Origin of the sequence: Providencia lanzhouensis (genome assembly GCF_050469745.1) — a bacterium.
GTDB lineage: Bacteria > Pseudomonadota > Gammaproteobacteria > Enterobacterales > Enterobacteriaceae > Providencia > Providencia lanzhouensis.
The window spans coordinates 2276556-2294593 of record NZ_CP174123.1 but is presented as its reverse complement, the minus strand read 5'-3'; the positions used below and the strand labels follow the sequence as shown (position 1 = coordinate 2294593).

The following is an 18038-nucleotide window of genomic DNA, read 5'->3' as shown; positions in this document are numbered from 1 at the left end:
ACGGGAATGCCAAATTTCCCATGTAAAAAACAGGGTTATAATTTTGTTACAGAAACGCTGGCAGCAATTAGATGTCGTCCCAACGATAGCCTAAACCATAGATGGAGCGGATAAAGGTTTTTTCGTCATCCAACGATTCGAGCTTACGGCGTAAATTTTTGACGTGGCTATCAATGGTTCTATCGGTGACCACGCGATGGTCGTCATACAAAATATCCAGTAATTGATCCCGAGAAAACACCGTACCTGCGTTATCAGACAAAAACTTTAGTAGGCGAAATTCTGCGGGGGTTAATTCCAGTAATTTATCGCCATAACGGACTTGGAACGCATTTTCATCGATAATCAGTTGAGTCTCTTGGCTACCTGTAGACGAAGGGGCTTTTTGGCAACGGCGCAAAATCGTTTTTACTCGGGCAACCACTTCTCGCGGACTAAAGGGCTTACAAACGTAGTCATCGGCACCAATTTCTAACCCTAATAAACGGTCAATTTCTTCCGTTTTAGCCGTCACCATAATCACAGGAACGTCGCTGAATTTACGCAGTTCACGGCAGACTGAAATGCCATCGAGTCCCGGCAACATCAAATCTAATAAAATCAGGTCAGGAAAGTGCTTTTGTACATAGGGGATCACTTCATCACCACGCATCAGCAAGGCGGGAACATAGCCTGCCGCTTGCAGATAATCAAACAGTAATTGTCCAAGTTTGGGTTCATCTTCAACAATCAGAACATGGGCGCTATTGGCTCCCAATAAAGGGGAATCAGGCAAAGACACTATTGCTCCTCCTGCGTCGTAATGGGAATTTGAATGGTTATCTTCACGCCACCGAGTGGAGAGGGGGCAGCAGAAATAGTCCCGTTATGGGCTTCGACAATATTATAGCAAATCGCCAGTCCCAAACCTGAGCCGCCACTCGCACGGTTACGAGAAACTTCTACACGGTAAAATCGCTCAAACAGACGCTGGCACTCTTCAACACTTAATCCCGGCGCGCTATCTTCCCACGTGATCACTAGTTGTTGGTCATGTTGGCTCACGTTGACGGCAATTTTGCCGTGAGGATCTGTATAGCGCAGGCTGTTTTCCATCAAATTATAAAACAGTTGGTTGATGCGGTCAGGGTCAGCAAATAGGTGGGAATGGGAGGAAAAGTGAGTTTCTAACGTCAGTTGTCTATCTTCCAATCGCCATTTGGCTTGCCCTAAATTCATCTCAATAATCGGGATAATATCGATAGATTCCATACGATAAACCAAGGAGCCTCTATCGGATAACGAAAGCTGATGCAGGTCATTGACCAGTTTTATCAGTGTTTGAGTCTCATTGAGTAGGGAATTGATGGTTTCAGGAGTCGCTTGGCGTACGCCGTCTTGCACAGCTTCAAGTTCTCCGCGTAAAACGGAGAGCGGGGTGCGTAATTCATGGGAAATATCCGCCATATAATCGCGGCGCATTTGCTCATTTTTTTCCAACGTCGAGGCGAGATGGTTAAAGTCTTTCGCCAATTGCCCCAACTCATCTTGGCCAATCTCAGATATCCGTGCGCTGAAATTGCCTTTAGCGAGCTGTTGAGTACCTTCCAATAATCGGGTGATGGGCTTTAAAAAGCCGCGAGCTAAAAATAGGGTTACTAACAGCGCCACGAACAGAGATAGCCCTGCAATTACCCAGCTAATGTGCATCTGCTGGGTATCAAAACGTTGGTCTAATTGGTTGCTGATACCACTTTCATAACTGGCAACTAGCCAGCCGACGGTTGCTCCTCGGCTCGTTTTAACTGGCACGCGGATGACTTGATCCGGTGGGGGGAGGTCACGCCCCCAAATGAGGTTGTCTTTGGTGTCATAAACCCAAAACATACCGCGCATTCGCTTATGACCACCGCCATGACCTTGCCCTTGGTGCTGATTATCGACATTGCGTAAAATACGGAAAAACATCCGCTCATCAACTGCCAAAAAACGCCAACTTTCTCGCTCCTCATATTGTTCGGCAAGCGCCAAAGCGAGTAACTCAGCACGTTGCTGGTCATTCTCTTTTATATAGTCAATAAAACCATGCTGGAAGCCCATTCTGACCCCTTGATGCATGATAGCAACCAGCAGCAAACAGGTGGCAAAGATAGCGATAAATAACCGAGTACTGAGGCTCGAGAGTTTAAGCTTCATGGGATTTCTCCTGTATTGAAGGCGCTTTGCGTGAAAACCGCTGTCTCAGACTATCAAAACTGAGATACACCACTGGGGTGGTAAATAGCGTCAGCAACTGGCTCATGACCAAACCACCAACAATTGCGATCCCCAGTGGTTGGCGTAATTCTGCGCCATCACCTGTACCTAGCATCAAAGGGAGCGCCCCAAAAATCGCGGCAAGGGTCGTCATTAAAATCGGTCTAAAGCGCAGCAGGCTCGCGCGTAAAATAGCTTCTTTCGCCGATAAGTTCGCATTGCGTTGGGCTTGAAGGGCAAAATCTACCATGATAATGGCGTTTTTCATCACAATCCCGATAAGCAACATAATGCCGATTAGAGCAATTAGGCTAAATGGCGTATCAAATAATTCCAAGGCTAATAACGCGCCGACACCTGCGGATGGCAGTGTCGATAAAATGGTGAGCGGGTGAATATAACTTTCATACAAAATACCCAGTACCAAATAGACCGTGACAATCGCCGCTAAGATTAAAAATAACTGAGATTTTAAGGTATCTTGGAAAACTTGCGCTGTTCCTGCGAAAGTACCGCGTACCGTCGATGGAACGCCTAAAGCGGTCATGGTTTTTTCCACCGCCACAATCGCATCGTTTAAGGTATAACCGTCTGCCACGTTAAAGGAAATAGTAGACGCGGCTGATAACCCTTGGTGGTTAACACTTAAAGGTGCATTGGCGGGTTGCCAGCGGGCAAAATAGGAGAGGGGAATCGCTTCTCCCTGTTTATTCACCACAAACATTTTATCCAGCGAACTGACGTCTTGGGTATATTCCGGCGCCACTTCCATCACCACTTTATATTGGTTCATGGCTTCATAAATGGTGGAAATTTGACGTTGACCAAAGGCGTTGTTGAGCAGGTTGTTCGCATCACGCACATCGATACCCAGTTGCGCCATCAAATCGCGGTCATAGGTTAATGCCATCTCCGCGCCTTTATCTTCTTTATCAGAGTTCACATCGGTTAATTGAGGCAAATCCCCCAGCGCTCGGCGAATAGCGGGCTCCCATGAACGTAATGCATCCAGCTCGTCGGCTAACAGGGTGAATTGATAGCTGGCTTCGGATTGGCGTCCGCCCACGCGAATATCTTGAACGGGCATCATAAATAAGTTGGCACCGGGTTCGTTCGCCAGTTTCATGCGCAAGCGATTAATCACGCTGTTGGCACTCTCTTTGCGCTCATCCAGTGGTTTTAAGGAGATAAACATAGAACCGCTGTTGACGCGGCTGCCGCCCGTAAATCCAGTGACGCTATCCACGGCAGGATCCGCTTTCACTTGCTGCATAAAGCTGGTCATTTTTTGCTTCATTGACTGGAATGAGATGCTTTGGTCTGCTCGAACGAATCCCAGTAAACGCCCTGTATCTTGCTCAGGGAAAAAGGCTTTAGGGATCGAAATATACAGATAAACATTCAAGCCAATTGCCGCAATCAGCACCGCCAGTACACTGCGACGATGAGATAGCACCCAATTTAACGTGACGGCGTAACTTTCTTGTAACCGAATAAGAACGCGTCCAAATCCTCGTTGCTTGGTATTAGCAGAGCCACGTTTTTTCAGTAAATGCGCGCACATCATCGGGGTTAACGTCAGCGAGATAATCAATGATATTCCGATGGCAGTAGAGAGCGTAATTGCAAATTCGCGGAATAATCGCCCAACTAATCCATCCATCAATAACAGTGGGATAAACACTGCCACTAAAGAAATACTCATAGAAACAACAGTAAAGCCAACCTCAGAAACCCCTTTAACCGCCGCGATAAACGGTTTTCGACCATTTTCAATGTGCCGAGAAATGTTCTCTAACACTACAATGGCATCATCCACTACGAATCCGGTGGCGACAGTTAAGGCCATCAATGACAAGTTATTGAGGCTAAACCCGCATAAATACATGGCGGTAAAGGTACCAATTAACGAGACAGGTACCGCAATAGCGGGAATTAAAGTGGCACGCCCTGAACGTAAAAATAGCAATACGACGAGGATCACCAGCGCAATCGCAATCATTAACGCCCGTTCGACCTCTGCCAGCGACGCTTTGATTGTGGGTGTTCTGTCTTGAGCAACCTGTAAATCAATCGCGGCGGGGATCATATCTTTAAATTCAGGAAGTTCTTCGCGAATGCGTTTGACAGTTTCAATGATATTGGCACCCGCTTCGCGGCGAATAATGATCAAAACCGCCGGTTCACCACTGGACATCCCTGCGGCTCGCACATCTTGGACGGAATCTTTTACGACGGCCACATCACTGAGTTTGACGGCATTGCCATTGCTGTAATGCACAATAATCGGACGGTAATCGGCGGCTTTTTTCAGTTCGTCGTTAGTCTGAACTTGGTAGCGATTATCGTCATTATTAATATAACCTTGGGGCTGGCGTACGTTGGCACTACTGATGGCAGAGCGCACAGCATCAAGGGAAACCCCTTGATTAAATAGGGCGGTTGGGTTGAGCTCCACACGCACTGCAGGAAGAGAACCACCTCCGACTGCAACTTCACTGACTCCATCGATTTGCGCGATACGCTGAGCTAAGCGTGTGGATGCCACATCATACATTTCCCCGGTACTGAGGGTGTTTGATGTGAGGGTTAAAATCATGATCGGCGCGTCAGATGGGTTTGATTTATAGTAACGCGGCCGGCTTGGCATACCGCTAGGTAATAAATTCTGTGCGGCATTCAACGCCGCTTGTACTTCCCGCGCGGCATTATTGATATCTTTGGTTAAATCAAACTCTAAGGTAATGGAGGTTCGCCCTAACGAACTGCTCGAGGTCATCTCATTTAAGCCAGCAATACTGCCTAATGAGCGTTCAAGCGGTGTCGCGATAGAGGATGCCATGGTTTCAGGGGAGGCGCCCGGAAGTGACGCTGTCACTCTTATCACGGGGTAGTCTACCTGCGGCAATGGCGCCACAGGTAAAAACAGAAAGCTCAATGCACCGCACAGGGTAATGGCGACACTGATTAACGTGGTCGCCACAGGACGGCTAATAAACAAAGCAAAGAAGCGTTTCATTAAGACTCCTGTGCCTTGTGCTCACGGCGATTGAAGCGATGGGCTAAACGGTCAAACATCAGGTAGATCACAGGTGTGGTGAACAGCGTTAAAATCTGGCTCATGATCAGCCCGCCCACCATACAGACCCCCAGCGGTTGACGCAGTTCTGCGCCGACACCGGTACTGAGCATCAGCGGTAGCGCACCAAGCAATGCGGCCATGGTGGTCATCAGGATTGGGCGAAAACGCAGTAAACAGGCCTGATAAATCGCATCATACGGGGATAAACCTTGTTCACGCTCTGCGGCGAGAGCAAAGTCAATCATCATAATGGCGTTCTTTTTCACAATCCCGATCAGCAAAATAATCCCGATAATGGCGATAACATCAAGCTCATTGCCCGCCATCATGAGTGCGAGCAAAGCCCCCACACCAGCGGTTGGTAAAGTGGATAAAATAGTGATTGGATGAATAAAGCTTTCGTACAGAATACCCAGCACGATATACATGGCGATAATAGCGGCAAAAATCAGCCAAACGGTGCTACTTAGCGCTGCTTCAAAGGCGAGGGTGGCGCCTTGGAATTGTGTCGTTATCGATTTTGGCATCGCAATCTGTTTTTCAGCCAGTTTCACCGCATTGACCGCCTCTTCTAATGAAGAATCTCCCGCTACATCAAAAGAGAACGTGACTGACGGGAACTGATCAAGGTGATTAATCGCCAAAGGTCCATAACCTTCTTGAATATTCACAAGGGTATTTAGTGGAACAATGGCGCCATCAGTGCCTTTTAAGCGAATATCATTGAGCGCCTCCATTCCATCACGGGTTTGGGTATTGTGCTCTAAAATCACGCGATACTGGTTAGCTTGGGTGTAAATGGTGGAGATCATACGCTGACCAAATGCGTTATACAGCGCGTTATCGATATTCGACATAGTAATACCAAAACGGCTCGCGGTATCCCGATCCACATTCACATACGCCACTAAACCTTTGTCTTGCCAATCGCTGCTGACATCAATCAATTCAGGTTGCTGACTTAAGGCTTCCTGCAATTTTGGTACCCAAGTGCTGAGCTCATCCAGAGAACCTGCTTGCAGCGTAAATTGATACGGGGTACGGGAAACCTGCGTATCAATGGTTAAATCCTGTGACGGTTGCAAGTAAAGATTGACCCCTGCAATGCCGCTGGTGGCTTGTTGTAAGCGAGGAATAATCGTAGGAACACGATCGTCGCGTTCATCAAGGGGCTTCAATGTGATTTGAATACGGGCGTTATTCAGAGTGGCATTGTTACCATCGATACCCACATAGGTGGTAACGTTCTCAACCGCCGGATCTGCCAGAATAATGCCAGCCACTTCTTGCTGTTTCTTCGACATCGCGGCAAACGAAATGGATTGGCGACTTTCAATTGTGCCTTGAATGATTCCGCTATCTTGCAGTGGGAAGAACCCTTTCGGGATCCACATATACAGCAGCACAGTAAGTACCAAGGTTCCCAGCGCGACACACAGAGTTAACCATTGGTGGTTAAGAATGCGTTTTAGCCAAACACCATAACCCGCAATCATCCACTCAAAAAAACGCTCACAGGCGATTTCAAAGCGGTTATGTTTATGCTGAGATTCTGGTTTGAGTAAGCGGGCGCACATCATTGGGGTGAGGGTGAGGGATACCACCGCAGAGATCAGAATTGCCACCGCCAACGTAATCGCAAACTCACGGAATAGGCGCCCGATAATATCCCCCATAAACAGCAGCGGGATCAGTACGGCAACCAAAGAGAAGGTCAGGGAGATAATGGTAAAACCAATTTCTCCTGCGCCTTTTAATGCGGCAACAACGGGTTTATCCCCTTGTTCGAGATAACGAGAGATATTTTCAATTACCACGATGGCATCATCCACCACGAATCCCGTGGCGATGGTGAGTGCCATCAAGGTGAGGTTATTGACGGAAAAGCCGCAAAAATACATGACGGCAAAGGTGCCAACTAACGATAAAGGTACGGCGATGCCGGGGATCAGCGTCGCAATACCATTACGTAGAAATAGGTAAATCACCATCACCACGAGGGCGATAGCGAGCATTAATTCGAATTGAACATCATTGACAGAGGCGCGAATGGTGCTGGTACGGTCGGTCAAAATATCCACGTTAACGGATGCTGGTAAGCTTTCAATCAATTCAGGCAACAACGCGCGGATAGTATCCGTGGTGCTAATCACGTTAGCGCCAGGTTGGCGCTGAACGTTAATGACAATTGCTTGTTGGCTATTGGCCCATGCACCGAGATAGGCGTTCTCAGCGCCTTGTTCAATGGTGGCAATATCTCCCAAACGAACAGGGGCGCCATTTTGGAAAGCCACAATCAACTTGCGGTAATCCTCAAGGGATTTCATCTGGTCATTGGCAGATAACGTTACAGAGCGGGTTGGACCATCAAAACTCCCTTTTGCAGAGTTGACGTTGGCATTATTGATAGCGGTGCGAATGGTTTCGCTGTCTAATCCTTTTGCCGCCATGGCTTGCGGATTAAGATTGACGCGTACAGCAGGGCGTTGCCCCCCCGCTAAGGTGACTAAGCCGACCCCAGTCACTTGGGAAATTTTCTGCGCCACGCGGGTTTCAATAATATCTTGTACCTGCGTTAACGGCATCGCATCGGAGGTGACGGCGAGCGTTAAAACGGGCGGATCCGCAGGGTTTACTTTGTTGTAAATCGGTGGATACGGTAAATCGGAGGGCAGCAAGCTAGTGGCAGAGTTAATCGCTGCTTGAACCTCTTGCTCTGCCACATCGAGAGGCAAAGAGAGCTGGAACATTAAGGTGATCACCGACGCGCCGCCAGAGCTGCGAGATGACATCTGTTGCAAACCAGACATTTGACCAAATTGAGTTTCTAGCGGTGCAGTGATAGCCGATGTCATTACATCAGGGCTGGCACCAGGATATAAGGTCACCACCTGAATGGTTGGGTAGTCAACTTCCGGTAATGCTGATACAGGTAAAAACCGATAACCGATGATCCCCGCGAGCAAAATCGCCACCATAAATAAGGTGGTTGCAACAGGGCGCAGAATGAAGAGGCGGGATGGGCCACCGCCTTTATGAGTATCCGGCTGCATTAGGCTTTCTCCGCGCTATTGCGAGGTTTTTTCTCAGCGGAAGCGGGTTTCTTTTCAAGGGTTGAAGCGTTGACCACTTCAACTTTCGCGCCGTCTGTTAGCTTATCGACGCCATCGGTAATGACTTTTGTATTGGCGGATAAACCGCTTTCAATCACGACTTGTTGGCTGTCTTGAATGCCCACCGTCACAAGGTGTTTCGTCACGGTATCATCATCGCTTAGTACCCAAACATAGTGACCTTCATTGCCCATTTGCAGGGCAGCAGTTGGGATCACGACAGCATTTTGTAAGGTTTCTACCTGCATTTTGACGTTCACAAACTGGTTCGGGAACAGTTTTTGCTCTTCGTTAGTAAAGCGTGCTTTGATTTTCAGTGTACCGGTTGCTGGATCAATTTGGTTATCGGTACTCAGTAATTCACCGCGCGCAATCATAGCAATGTTATTACGATCCCACGCTTCAATCAGGACTTTATTTCCTGCTGCTTGTGCTTGCTGGATTGCAGGAATGTCGCCTTCAGGTAAAGCAAATAGCACGTCAGCAGGTTGTGTTTGGGTGATCACCACAATCGGCGTGGAAGTCCCTGAAGAGATAAAGTTACCCACATCCACTTGTTTTAAACCGATGCGTCCAGAAATAGGGGCGGTAATTTTACTGTAGGTGAGTTGCAGCTTGGCGTTATCAACCGCGGCTTGGTCAACTTTGATGCTACCCTCGGCTTGTAACACAGTAGCCCGCTGGTTATCCAGCTCTTGTTGGGAGATGACTTTGGTTCCCGCCAGTTTTTGGTAGCGGGTCAGGTCTAATCGAGCATTGGCTAAAGTCGCTTTATCTTTAGCTAATTGACCTTCCGCTTGAGCAAGTTGCACTTCAAAAGGACGTGGGTCAATTTGCGCGAGTAAATCACCCGCTTTAACGGATTGCCCTTCGGTGAAGTAGATATTCATTAATTGACCTTCAACTCGGCTAGTGACCGTCACCATGTTAGCAGCCTGTACAGTACCTAAACCGGATAGGAAGCGCGGAACGACTTTTTCTTGGGCAGTGGCAAATTGAACGGGTGCAAGTGGGCGCATTGGTCTTCCACCTGCTTTTTTCCCTTGTCCATCTTGAGTTGCACTGGCTGTGGTTGGTACTTCATTTTGGTTATTTTTATGGTAGACATACCAGGTTGCGCCAGCCGCAGCTAACAGAGCAACAAACAGGGCAGAGCGAGTCAAAATTGTACGGCGTTTCTGTGTCGTCATGGTGGGTAATTCGCTTAACTCAAGGTTGAGTAAAATCAGTTAGGAACCATTCCAATAAATTTAACTGAATATAATAAGGTATATATTAAAAATTAATCAGTTGCGTATTTTAATAGTTTAGCCTGAGGGGAACAAAAGAAAATGGAGGAAATATGAAAAAATGGAAAAGAACTATGGATAAAAGCACGGTTTTTCGTAAGAAAATAAAAAAGCCTGTGACTTTACAGCCACAGGCGAGTAATTGTTCTCATTCGTTTTATTGAGTTACGCTGGTTTTTAATGCTGCCGCAGGGTTACGTTCCTCTGTTGCGGTACGAGTCCAACCTTTGTATGACAGAGGGATAAACGCTACAGCAACAGCTAACAAGGAAACCCCCGCCACATAGTAGGCTGGCGCCATATGGGATTGCTGTAACCATGCACCAGTTAAGATTGGGGTCAACCCGCCAAATACGGCGTATGCCAAGTTGTACGCAAAGGATAAGCCAGAGAAACGAATTTCTGGTGGAAACGCGCGAGTACTGATGATTGGCGTTGTCGCAATCGCTCCTACGAAGAAGCCCATTAACGCGTAATTAAATGTTAAGGTATTCGCAGAAATATCGGATGACAATGATGAATAGAAGTAGATAGCTGTGACAGCTAATCCGCCCCAAGACAATGTCATCGACGTACGTGTTCCCGTTTTATCTCCTAACCATCCCCAGAAAATACAGCCTAAGGTTAAGGTCAACGTTGCTGCGCAGTTGGCTTGTAAAGCAATATTACGATCGATGCCATAAATACCTTTTAATACCACGTCAGGGGTCATCAAAATGGTGACAACGATAGCGGTAGACAGCGACCACGTCAGTGCTGCAGTGATCATGCAAGCTTGTTTATGGGATTTAACCACGGTTTTTACTGGCAACTCTTTGGTTAATGCTTTCTTAGCGGCCATCTCTTTGAAAATCGGGGTCTCTTGTAAGAAGCGACGCAGATAGACAGAGATAAAACCAAAAATGCCCCCTAAGATAAACGGAATACGCCACGCGAAATCATGCACTTCTTGGGTAGTATAAGAACGCTCAATGATAATAGCGACGATAGAGCCTAATAAAATCCCGCCAGTGATCCCTGAGGTTAATGTTCCCACGCCTAAACCATAACGCTGTTTCGGTGTATGTTCGGCAATAAACACCCATGCACCAGGCATTTCACCGCCAATAGCAGCGCCTTGCATGATACGCATTAATAACAGTAACAGTGGTGCAGCGGCGCCAATGGTCTCAAATGTTGGCAAGAAACCAATAATAAAAGTTGGGAATGCCATCAAGAAAATACTTAAGGTAAACATTTTCTTACGACCGATTTTATCGCCAAAGTGTGCCATGATAATGCCGCCCAATGGGCGAGCAAGATAACCCGCAGCAAACAGACCCAGCGTCGCCATTAATGCGAGAAATTCATTATCGCCCGGGAAAAATAGCTGGGAGATAATTTTCGCGTAAAAAACGAAAATAACGAAATCATAAAATTCTAAAGTGCCACCTAAAGAGGATAAGCCCAATGTTTTATAATCTTCTTTGCCTAACGGTCTGGCCGCAGGCTGGCTGGTTGTTTGCGATGTCATAATTCTGTCCTTCTAAATACACAACAATTCAATATTAGCGCGATGAGGTTATTTGTAATAATAGGTACGTTAAATAGCGAAGTAATTAATATTATTTGGCAAAGGATATGAGAGATAAAACGAGGGAAAATAAACCAAGGTAATACTCTGTATCTCTAACGTGAGTTCATTTATAGCAGAAAGTTTCACATTCTGTAAACTACCACCTTAAAAACAAGCGTAATATTCTGTTTAGTTTGAAAAGGTAAAATTACTACTCCAAATGACAATTGAATGTCACGATATGATATTAATAAACGAGCAATTACAGACGATTGTATATTTTTAGGTGCAAAATAATGGGAAAAAATACAATAAATATAATGGTACTCATTTATTAAGTGTGAAATTAAATAGAATGAATAACGGGAATAAATAAAATAATATAATTAACTTGCAGGGGATAAGGCTATTTAAATAAATAATACTCGCGGATATGATCTGTCAGTGATTTCTATTTTAGTAGAATTAGGAGGTTTTGCAGGAAATGGCAGGTTTTTATAAACCCGCATACCTAGCTTAAGGCAAAGTACGCGGGTAGTTAGTTAAACTAAGAATAGGGTTGCTAACCCTAAGAAGATAAAGAAACCACCAGTATCAGTGATTGCGGTGATCATCACGCTAGAGCCAATAGCAGGATCTTTACCCATCTTAATCATAATTAATGGGATCAGAACACCCATGATGGCAGCCATCAAGAGGTTGAGCACCATCGCAAGTGTCATCACAGCGCCCATGGCGAGATCCCCATAGAGAAGGTAGGTGACGACGCCCATAATACCACCCCAAACCACCCCGTTAATAAAGGCGACTCCGAGCTCTCTTATCATGAGGAAGGAGAAGCTACCGTTCTGAATTTGGTGTAGCGCAATGGCGCGGACAATCATCGTAATAGTCTGGTTACCGGTATTACCACCAATACCTGCCACGATTGGCATTAATGTTGCGAGGGCAACTAACTGTGAAATGGTATCTTCGAACACCCCGATAACGCGGGAAGCCACAAACGCGGTACACAGGTTAATGGCAAGCCATGTCCAACGGGTTTTAACCGCTTGACCAACAGGGGCGAATACGTCCTCTTCAGGGCTTAACCCCCCCATACGGCGGATGCTGTTGTCGTTTTCTTCGCTGATATTATCAACGATGTCTTCAACGGTTAGGCGCCCCATCAGTAAACCATTGCTGTCTACAACGGCGGCAGAAATTAAGTCATAACGTTCGAACGCGCTTGCCGCATCTTCACCTTTTTCATCGGGTAAGAAGGTAACGGTATCGGTTTTCATCACGTCAGCAACAATACGTTCTGGTGCTTGAATCAAAATGGTGGTCAGGGGTAATTCACCTTGCAGATAATTATCTTTATCGACAACGAAAATTTTATCCGTTGCTTCTGGAATTTTTCCCCGTTGGCGTAGATAGCGTTGTACTGTTTTTAGGGTGACATTGGAACGCACGGTGACGAATTCGAAATCCATCATTTGCCCAACGCTGTCTTTGGCGTATTGGAGAACTTCACGAATACGGCTGCGTAAGCTTGGGTCTAAGTAGGTAAGGAGACGGCGCATCGTATCGCGGGGCAAGTGCTCGGCGATATACGCTTGTTCGTCCACATGTAAGCCAGCAACCGCTCGCAGCAGTTCTCGGTCTGACATATCTTTAATCAGGCTGTCCCAAACAGAGACAGAGGCCTCAACCAATACTTCACCGCGTTCGTTGTTGTCGACTAAGCGCCAAAGTGCGAGACGCTCGTCGTACGGTAGCATTTCAAGGATATCGGCGATATCCGCGGTGTGGAGGTCAACAAGCAGTTCTTTAACAGTGCTAATTTTTTCACTAAATGCTTTATCATCCATACTGACGTGTTGGTCTTTCTCGACAAGAGCGTGAACAAACTCTTCGTCTTCCATGAATAACGTCAGTATTTGCTGGCGGATGTACGCCAGTCTTTGTGAATGCGGATTGATTATTGGTGCCGCATCAGTTGAAAAAGCAGTTTGTGACATGTTAATCCTTAAACCATTCGGCGCCGAAGCGCTTTAAATTAATTCGCCTGCGAGGTGACGAAACTTCTACCCAGTATTGTCGCTGATCCCAAAAAAATATCAAATCTGTTCATATTTCGAATAAGAAGAACAAAACAACACTGACCGCAAATCATTATTTTTTATTTCTATTTTCTAAATCATATTCATTTTTGAGTCATATAAGCCTATGGCTCATTTTCTGCGCAAATGGTGAGTTTCCAGCCTGGAACCTCTTCCCAGTAGGCACTCTCTTTTTCAAGGTCAAGCAGCATTAACGCATTGTGGGCGAGATACTGCGCAGGTAAGAAAAGTGTCCAATGACCATCGTCAGTTTCAATGCGCATAGTTGAAGGCGTCGTTGTCGATTGGCGCTGATTATTCAATAAGATAGATAAGCGCAAAATCTGTATCAACGGCATAAATTGCTTGCGTTTAAATAAGTTAAATTTAGGTATTTCATCGTATTTAATGGCACGACGATGATTACGAACCAACGTCGCTAATAGCAATTGTTGCTCTTGGCTAAATCCCGGTAAGTTGGTGTTTTGTAAGATATAAGCGGAGTGGCGATGCATGCCACTATGGTTAATGCTCAATCCCACTTCGTGCAGCATAACAGCCCAAATTAAAATGGATTCTAATTGTGGATTGGCCTGTTTAGGGTTCTGCTGGCGCCACTGATAATACAGCTCTTCCATGGTTTTCAAAACCCGTTTGGCTTGTTCACGGTCGATATTATAGTGCTCGGCAAGGCTTAATGCGGTGCGTTGACGAATATCTTGGTGGCGAAAACGGCCTTCCATTTCATAGAGAACGCCTTCACGTAAGGCACCGTCAGAGAGTCGTAATTCTTTGATATCGAGGGAATCAAACACCGCAATTAAGATAGCTAAACCAGGTACAAAAACCTGTTTGCGATCAGAAGAAAGTCCCGGAATTTCTAGTGATTTAAACGTTTTGTACTTCAATGCTATTTGTTTGATTTTTTCGAGGCGTTCGCGAGTAATAATGCCATCACGCTCGCCCATCTCTACAATCACCGCATGTGCCGCTTTAATGGTGCCGGATGCTCCCATTGCGACGTCCCAAACTTGCTTCTTAAATAGGGTAGCGGTGCTTTCCAGTTTTAAGCAGGCGGCTAAATAAGCGCGATTAAAATTATCTGTGGAAATCGTTTCATTAGGGAAATAGTGACGCGCGAAGCTAACGCAGCCCATACGGCGGCTTTCAATTAAAATCGGCTCAAATTTTTCACCGATCACCAGCTCCGTAGATCCACCGCCAATATCGATAACCAGTTTGCGTCCTTTTTCCGGCTGCGTGTGCTCAACGCCCATAAAAATCAAGCGAGCCTCCTCTTGTCCTGAAATAATCTCAATCGGGTAGGGGATAATGGCTTTGGCTCGGCGTAGAAATTCTTCAACGTTGGTGGCGACTCGTAATGAATGGGTACCGACGATACAGACGTTATCAGGCGTGAAACCTTGTAGACGCTCAGCAAATAGCGATAAACACGCTAAGCCGCGCTCCATGGCTTCTTCACTGAGTTCGTTGGTATCGCTCAGCCCATCAGCAAGATGAACACGTTTTTTTAAACGGGTTAGAACTTGTAGTGCTCCATTGACAATACGCGCAATAACCATATGAAAACTGTTTGAACCCAAGTCAATTGCGGCAATTTCTTGTGGTCTTGGGGTAGATGAACTGGCAATTGGCATAGTATCAAGCTCTTGTTTCAGGCATTTCGAGTGCTTTTAAAAATTCATAAACAGCTAATTGAGCGCGAATTTTGCGCTTATTGCCGCGGGGAACATAATGATTACTGAGTTCTTTGTCAACAAAGCGGGCTTTGACGGTATCACTGAACTGTAATTCGAGGATATCTAAAACCAACTGTTTAAGTCGCGGATCCAGCAAACGAACAGCCACCTCGATACGGTAGTCGATGTTGCGGGTCATCCAATCGGCCGAGGAGATAAAGACTTTTTCGTCACCGCCGTTGGTAAAGACATAAACTCGGTCATGCTCTAAGAATCGGTCCACCACACTGGTGACTTGGATATTCTCGCTATAACCTTGTTGCCCTGAGACAAGTGAACACATACCACGCACTAACAAGCGAATTTTAACGCCCGCATTGGAAGCATCGTAAAGTTTATCGGTCAGTTCTTTATCAACTAAATTATTAATTTTCAGCGTGATGCCGCTAGGTAACCCAGCTTCAGCATTCGCAATTTCTTGGTCAATTAATTCAGTGATTTTGGTGCGTGTATTTTGCGGAGACACCATCAAGTTATCGAAAGTTACAGGGCGATACGGGTTTTCAATAAAGCTAAATACTCGGCGCACTTCATTGGTGATTTGCTCATTACAGGTGAGTAATGAGTAATCGGTGTAGAGACGAGCGGTTTTTTCGTTAAAGTTACCCGTACCGATATGGGCATAGCGAACAATTTGTCCTTCTTCCATGCGGGAGATAATAAATAACTTGGCGTGAATTTTAAGCCCTGGCGCGGAGAAAATAACGTGGACACCCGCTTCAGTCAGGCGTTTTGCCCAGTGAATATTGGCGGCTTCATCAAAACGCGCTTGCAGCTCCACTACCACGGTGACTTTTTTACCGTTGTGGGCGGCGTGGATCACCGAGTCGATGATGCGTGAGTCTTTTGCCACACGGTAAATATTGATTTTGATGGATAACACATTCGGGTCAAACGACGCTTGGCGCAGCAATTCTAATGTGTGCTCAAAGGTGTAATACGGGTAGTAGAGCAACACATCGCGTTCGCGAATGGCATCAAATCCGTTACGGAAATTATCAAACCAACGGTGACGTAAGCGCGGTAGCGGTTTGTTGAGTAAGTTTTTATTTCCTTCATTTGGGAAGTTAATAAAATCTTTAAAGTTATGGTAACGCCCCCCCGCAATCACCGAGTCATCACTTGATAACCCCAGTTTTTCTCGTAGCAGCGCGACCATTTCATCGGGCATATCACGTTGATAAACAAAGCGAACAGGCTCAGCCGTTAAGCGCTGTTTTAACGTGGATGACATAATTTCCAGCAGGCTAGATTCCATCTCCGTGGCGATATCATATTCCGCATCCCGGGTCATTTTCATGGAGTAGGCGTTGAGTTTGTCGTAATCAAAGAAGCCTTTGAAAATTTCATCGAGAGTATAGCGAAGGATATTATCAATCAAAATCATTGACTTGCGGCGCTTTGGCATCTCTGGCGGGAGATTAACAAAACGCGGAACTTTATCCGATGGGATTTCTAATAAAGCGTATTGCACTTCAGCACCATTAATAATTTCAACGGCAAGGTAGGTGTAATCGTCTTTCAGAAATTCCACTAAGTTAGTATCACGATTAATTAAAATTGGCGTGATATGTTGGCGTAAATTTTGGCGAAAATATTGGCGTAACCAAATTTGCTGACGAGGTGAAATTTGACGCTCGTTAATTAAGAATATTTGGTTGCGTGCCATTTCAAGGAGCAGGTCGTTGTAGAGAACGTCGAACTCTTGCTCTTGTTTGGCCACTTTAGATTGAATGCGTTTGAGTAGATGACGTGCACCGCTGGCGGAACCGCGCTCTTCATTGATTAAGATGCGACGTTTTACATCCGCAAAACGGACTTTATAGAACTCATCTAAGTTATTGGAGTAAATGCCCAAAAAACGCATTCGTTCTATAAGAGGGTTCCGCTTATCCGCGGCTTCTTGGAGAACTCGTTCGTTAAAAGAGAGCCAGCTGAGCTCTTTTTCATGATAGAGGCGTTCTTGGGACATTGTTGCTCCGTATTCGACTGGTTAATGCTGATAAAAACCGATTATCACCTTTGACTTCTATTGCGTTATTTACGCGTTTTCAGACTGCTGTTTCATTGCAAAATATTGGTGCTGGAACACACACATACGGATTGCGGTGTGGTAGCGACCATTAACAAAAAATTCATCAATCAGCTCGCCTTCTGTGTGGAAGCCGAGTTTATTATAAATATGGATAGCTTTGACATTTTCTTTATCGACTATCAGATAAAGTTTGTACAAATTGAGCACTGAAAAGGCGTAGTCCATGGCCAGTTTTGCAGCGCGGCTTGCATACCCTTTGCCTTGATAGCGGGGTGCAATAATAATCTGGAATTCAGAACGACGGTGAACATAATCAATTTCAACCAGCTCAACTAAACCGACTTTTTCACTGTCAGATTCGACAATAAAGCGGCGTTCGGATTGGTCATGAATATGCTTATCGTAAAGATCACTGAGCTCAACGAATGCCTCATAAGGCTCTTCGAACCAATAACGCATAATGTTGGCGTTATTGTCCAGCTGGTGGATAAAAGCTAAATCTTCACGCTCAAGTGGGCGCAATCTAAACAGATGAGCTTGCCCGGTCGTCATAAAACACCTCGATTGTTGTTAATTATAAAACTATTTATGGCGAAAGTATCAACTAGAAAATTAATTACTTAGCGCTGTTATAAGGATACCACTTATTTGCAATAAAATAATGACAGAAAGCAGGGAGAGGGTGAGTTTGTCGAAGATTAGTTTGTTTAAGTGGGAGTGATTAGCATGTAGTTAGCGGTACACTGAGATGATTGTGATATTAATCTAGTCAGTGTGGTCGCTTTGTACCATGAGTGGGCGTTGATGAATCGTTCTCAGAGGATAGGCTTTGGTGTTATTTATAAAAATATAGCCATTTCGAATTAGGTGTAGAATACGATAGTA

At 45.6% G+C, this 18038-nt stretch carries 9 protein-coding genes and 1 pseudogene; all 10 read right to left on the bottom strand.

Going from position 1 to position 18038, the window contains the following annotated elements; all coding sequences use genetic code 11:
- Nucleotides 1-67: 67 nt before the first annotated feature.
- The 10 genes and pseudogenes from baeR to speG all read right to left on the bottom strand — a co-directional run bounded on the left by baeR (nt 68) and on the right by speG (nt 17705).
- Entirely contained in the window at nt 68-781 is a 714-nt protein-coding gene (gene baeR, locus ACIH2S_RS10790; protein ID WP_108478025.1) for a two-component system response regulator BaeR, read from the bottom strand.
- The gene (gene baeS / locus ACIH2S_RS10785; RefSeq protein WP_036953183.1) at nt 781-2175 is read right to left on the bottom strand and encodes a two-component system sensor histidine kinase BaeS; all 1395 of its coding nucleotides are present in this window, start codon (nt 2173-2175) and stop codon (nt 781-783) included. The genes baeR and baeS overlap by 1 nt, the downstream gene beginning before the upstream one ends.
- Nucleotides 2165-5254: a multidrug efflux RND transporter permease subunit MdtC gene (mdtC, locus tag ACIH2S_RS10780; RefSeq protein ID WP_108478026.1), complete on the bottom strand. Its 3090-nt coding sequence runs from the start codon at nt 5252-5254 to the stop codon at nt 2165-2167. The genes baeS and mdtC overlap by 11 nt, the downstream gene beginning before the upstream one ends.
- Nucleotides 5254-8370 carry an MdtB/MuxB family multidrug efflux RND transporter permease subunit gene (locus ACIH2S_RS10775; RefSeq protein ID WP_430247411.1) on the bottom strand — a complete coding sequence of 1039 codons (3117 nt, stop codon included), beginning with the start codon at nt 8368-8370 and terminating at the stop codon, nt 5254-5256. The genes mdtC and ACIH2S_RS10775 overlap by 1 nt, the downstream gene beginning before the upstream one ends.
- On the bottom strand, nt 8370-9620 hold the full coding sequence (locus tag ACIH2S_RS10770) for an MdtA/MuxA family multidrug efflux RND transporter periplasmic adaptor subunit (protein WP_108478028.1): 1251 nt from the start codon (nt 9618-9620) through the stop codon (nt 8370-8372). Before ACIH2S_RS10770 ends, ACIH2S_RS10775 begins: the two co-directional genes overlap by 1 nt.
- A 256-nt stretch (nt 9621-9876) precedes the next feature.
- A complete protein-coding gene (locus tag ACIH2S_RS10765; protein WP_036953195.1) occupies nt 9877-11232 on the bottom strand; it encodes an MFS transporter in 1356 nt (451 codons plus the stop codon).
- 584 nt (nt 11233-11816) lie between these two features.
- A pseudogene (gene mgtE, locus ACIH2S_RS10760) lies at nt 11817-13088 on the bottom strand (magnesium transporter); the annotation flags it as partial.
- Between the two features lie 395 nt (nt 13089-13483).
- The gene (gene ppx, locus ACIH2S_RS10755; RefSeq protein WP_430247409.1) at nt 13484-15016 is read right to left on the bottom strand and encodes an exopolyphosphatase; all 1533 of its coding nucleotides are present in this window, start codon (nt 15014-15016) and stop codon (nt 13484-13486) included.
- Between the two features lie 4 nt (nt 15017-15020).
- Complete coding sequence (ppk1, locus tag ACIH2S_RS10750; RefSeq protein ID WP_036953204.1) at nt 15021-17090, bottom strand: polyphosphate kinase 1; 2070 nt, start codon at nt 17088-17090, stop codon at nt 15021-15023.
- A gap of 69 nt (nt 17091-17159) precedes the next feature.
- Entirely contained in the window at nt 17160-17705 is a 546-nt protein-coding gene (gene speG / locus ACIH2S_RS10745; RefSeq protein ID WP_036953207.1) for a spermidine N1-acetyltransferase, read from the bottom strand.
- Between the last annotated feature and the right edge of the window lie 333 nt (nt 17706-18038).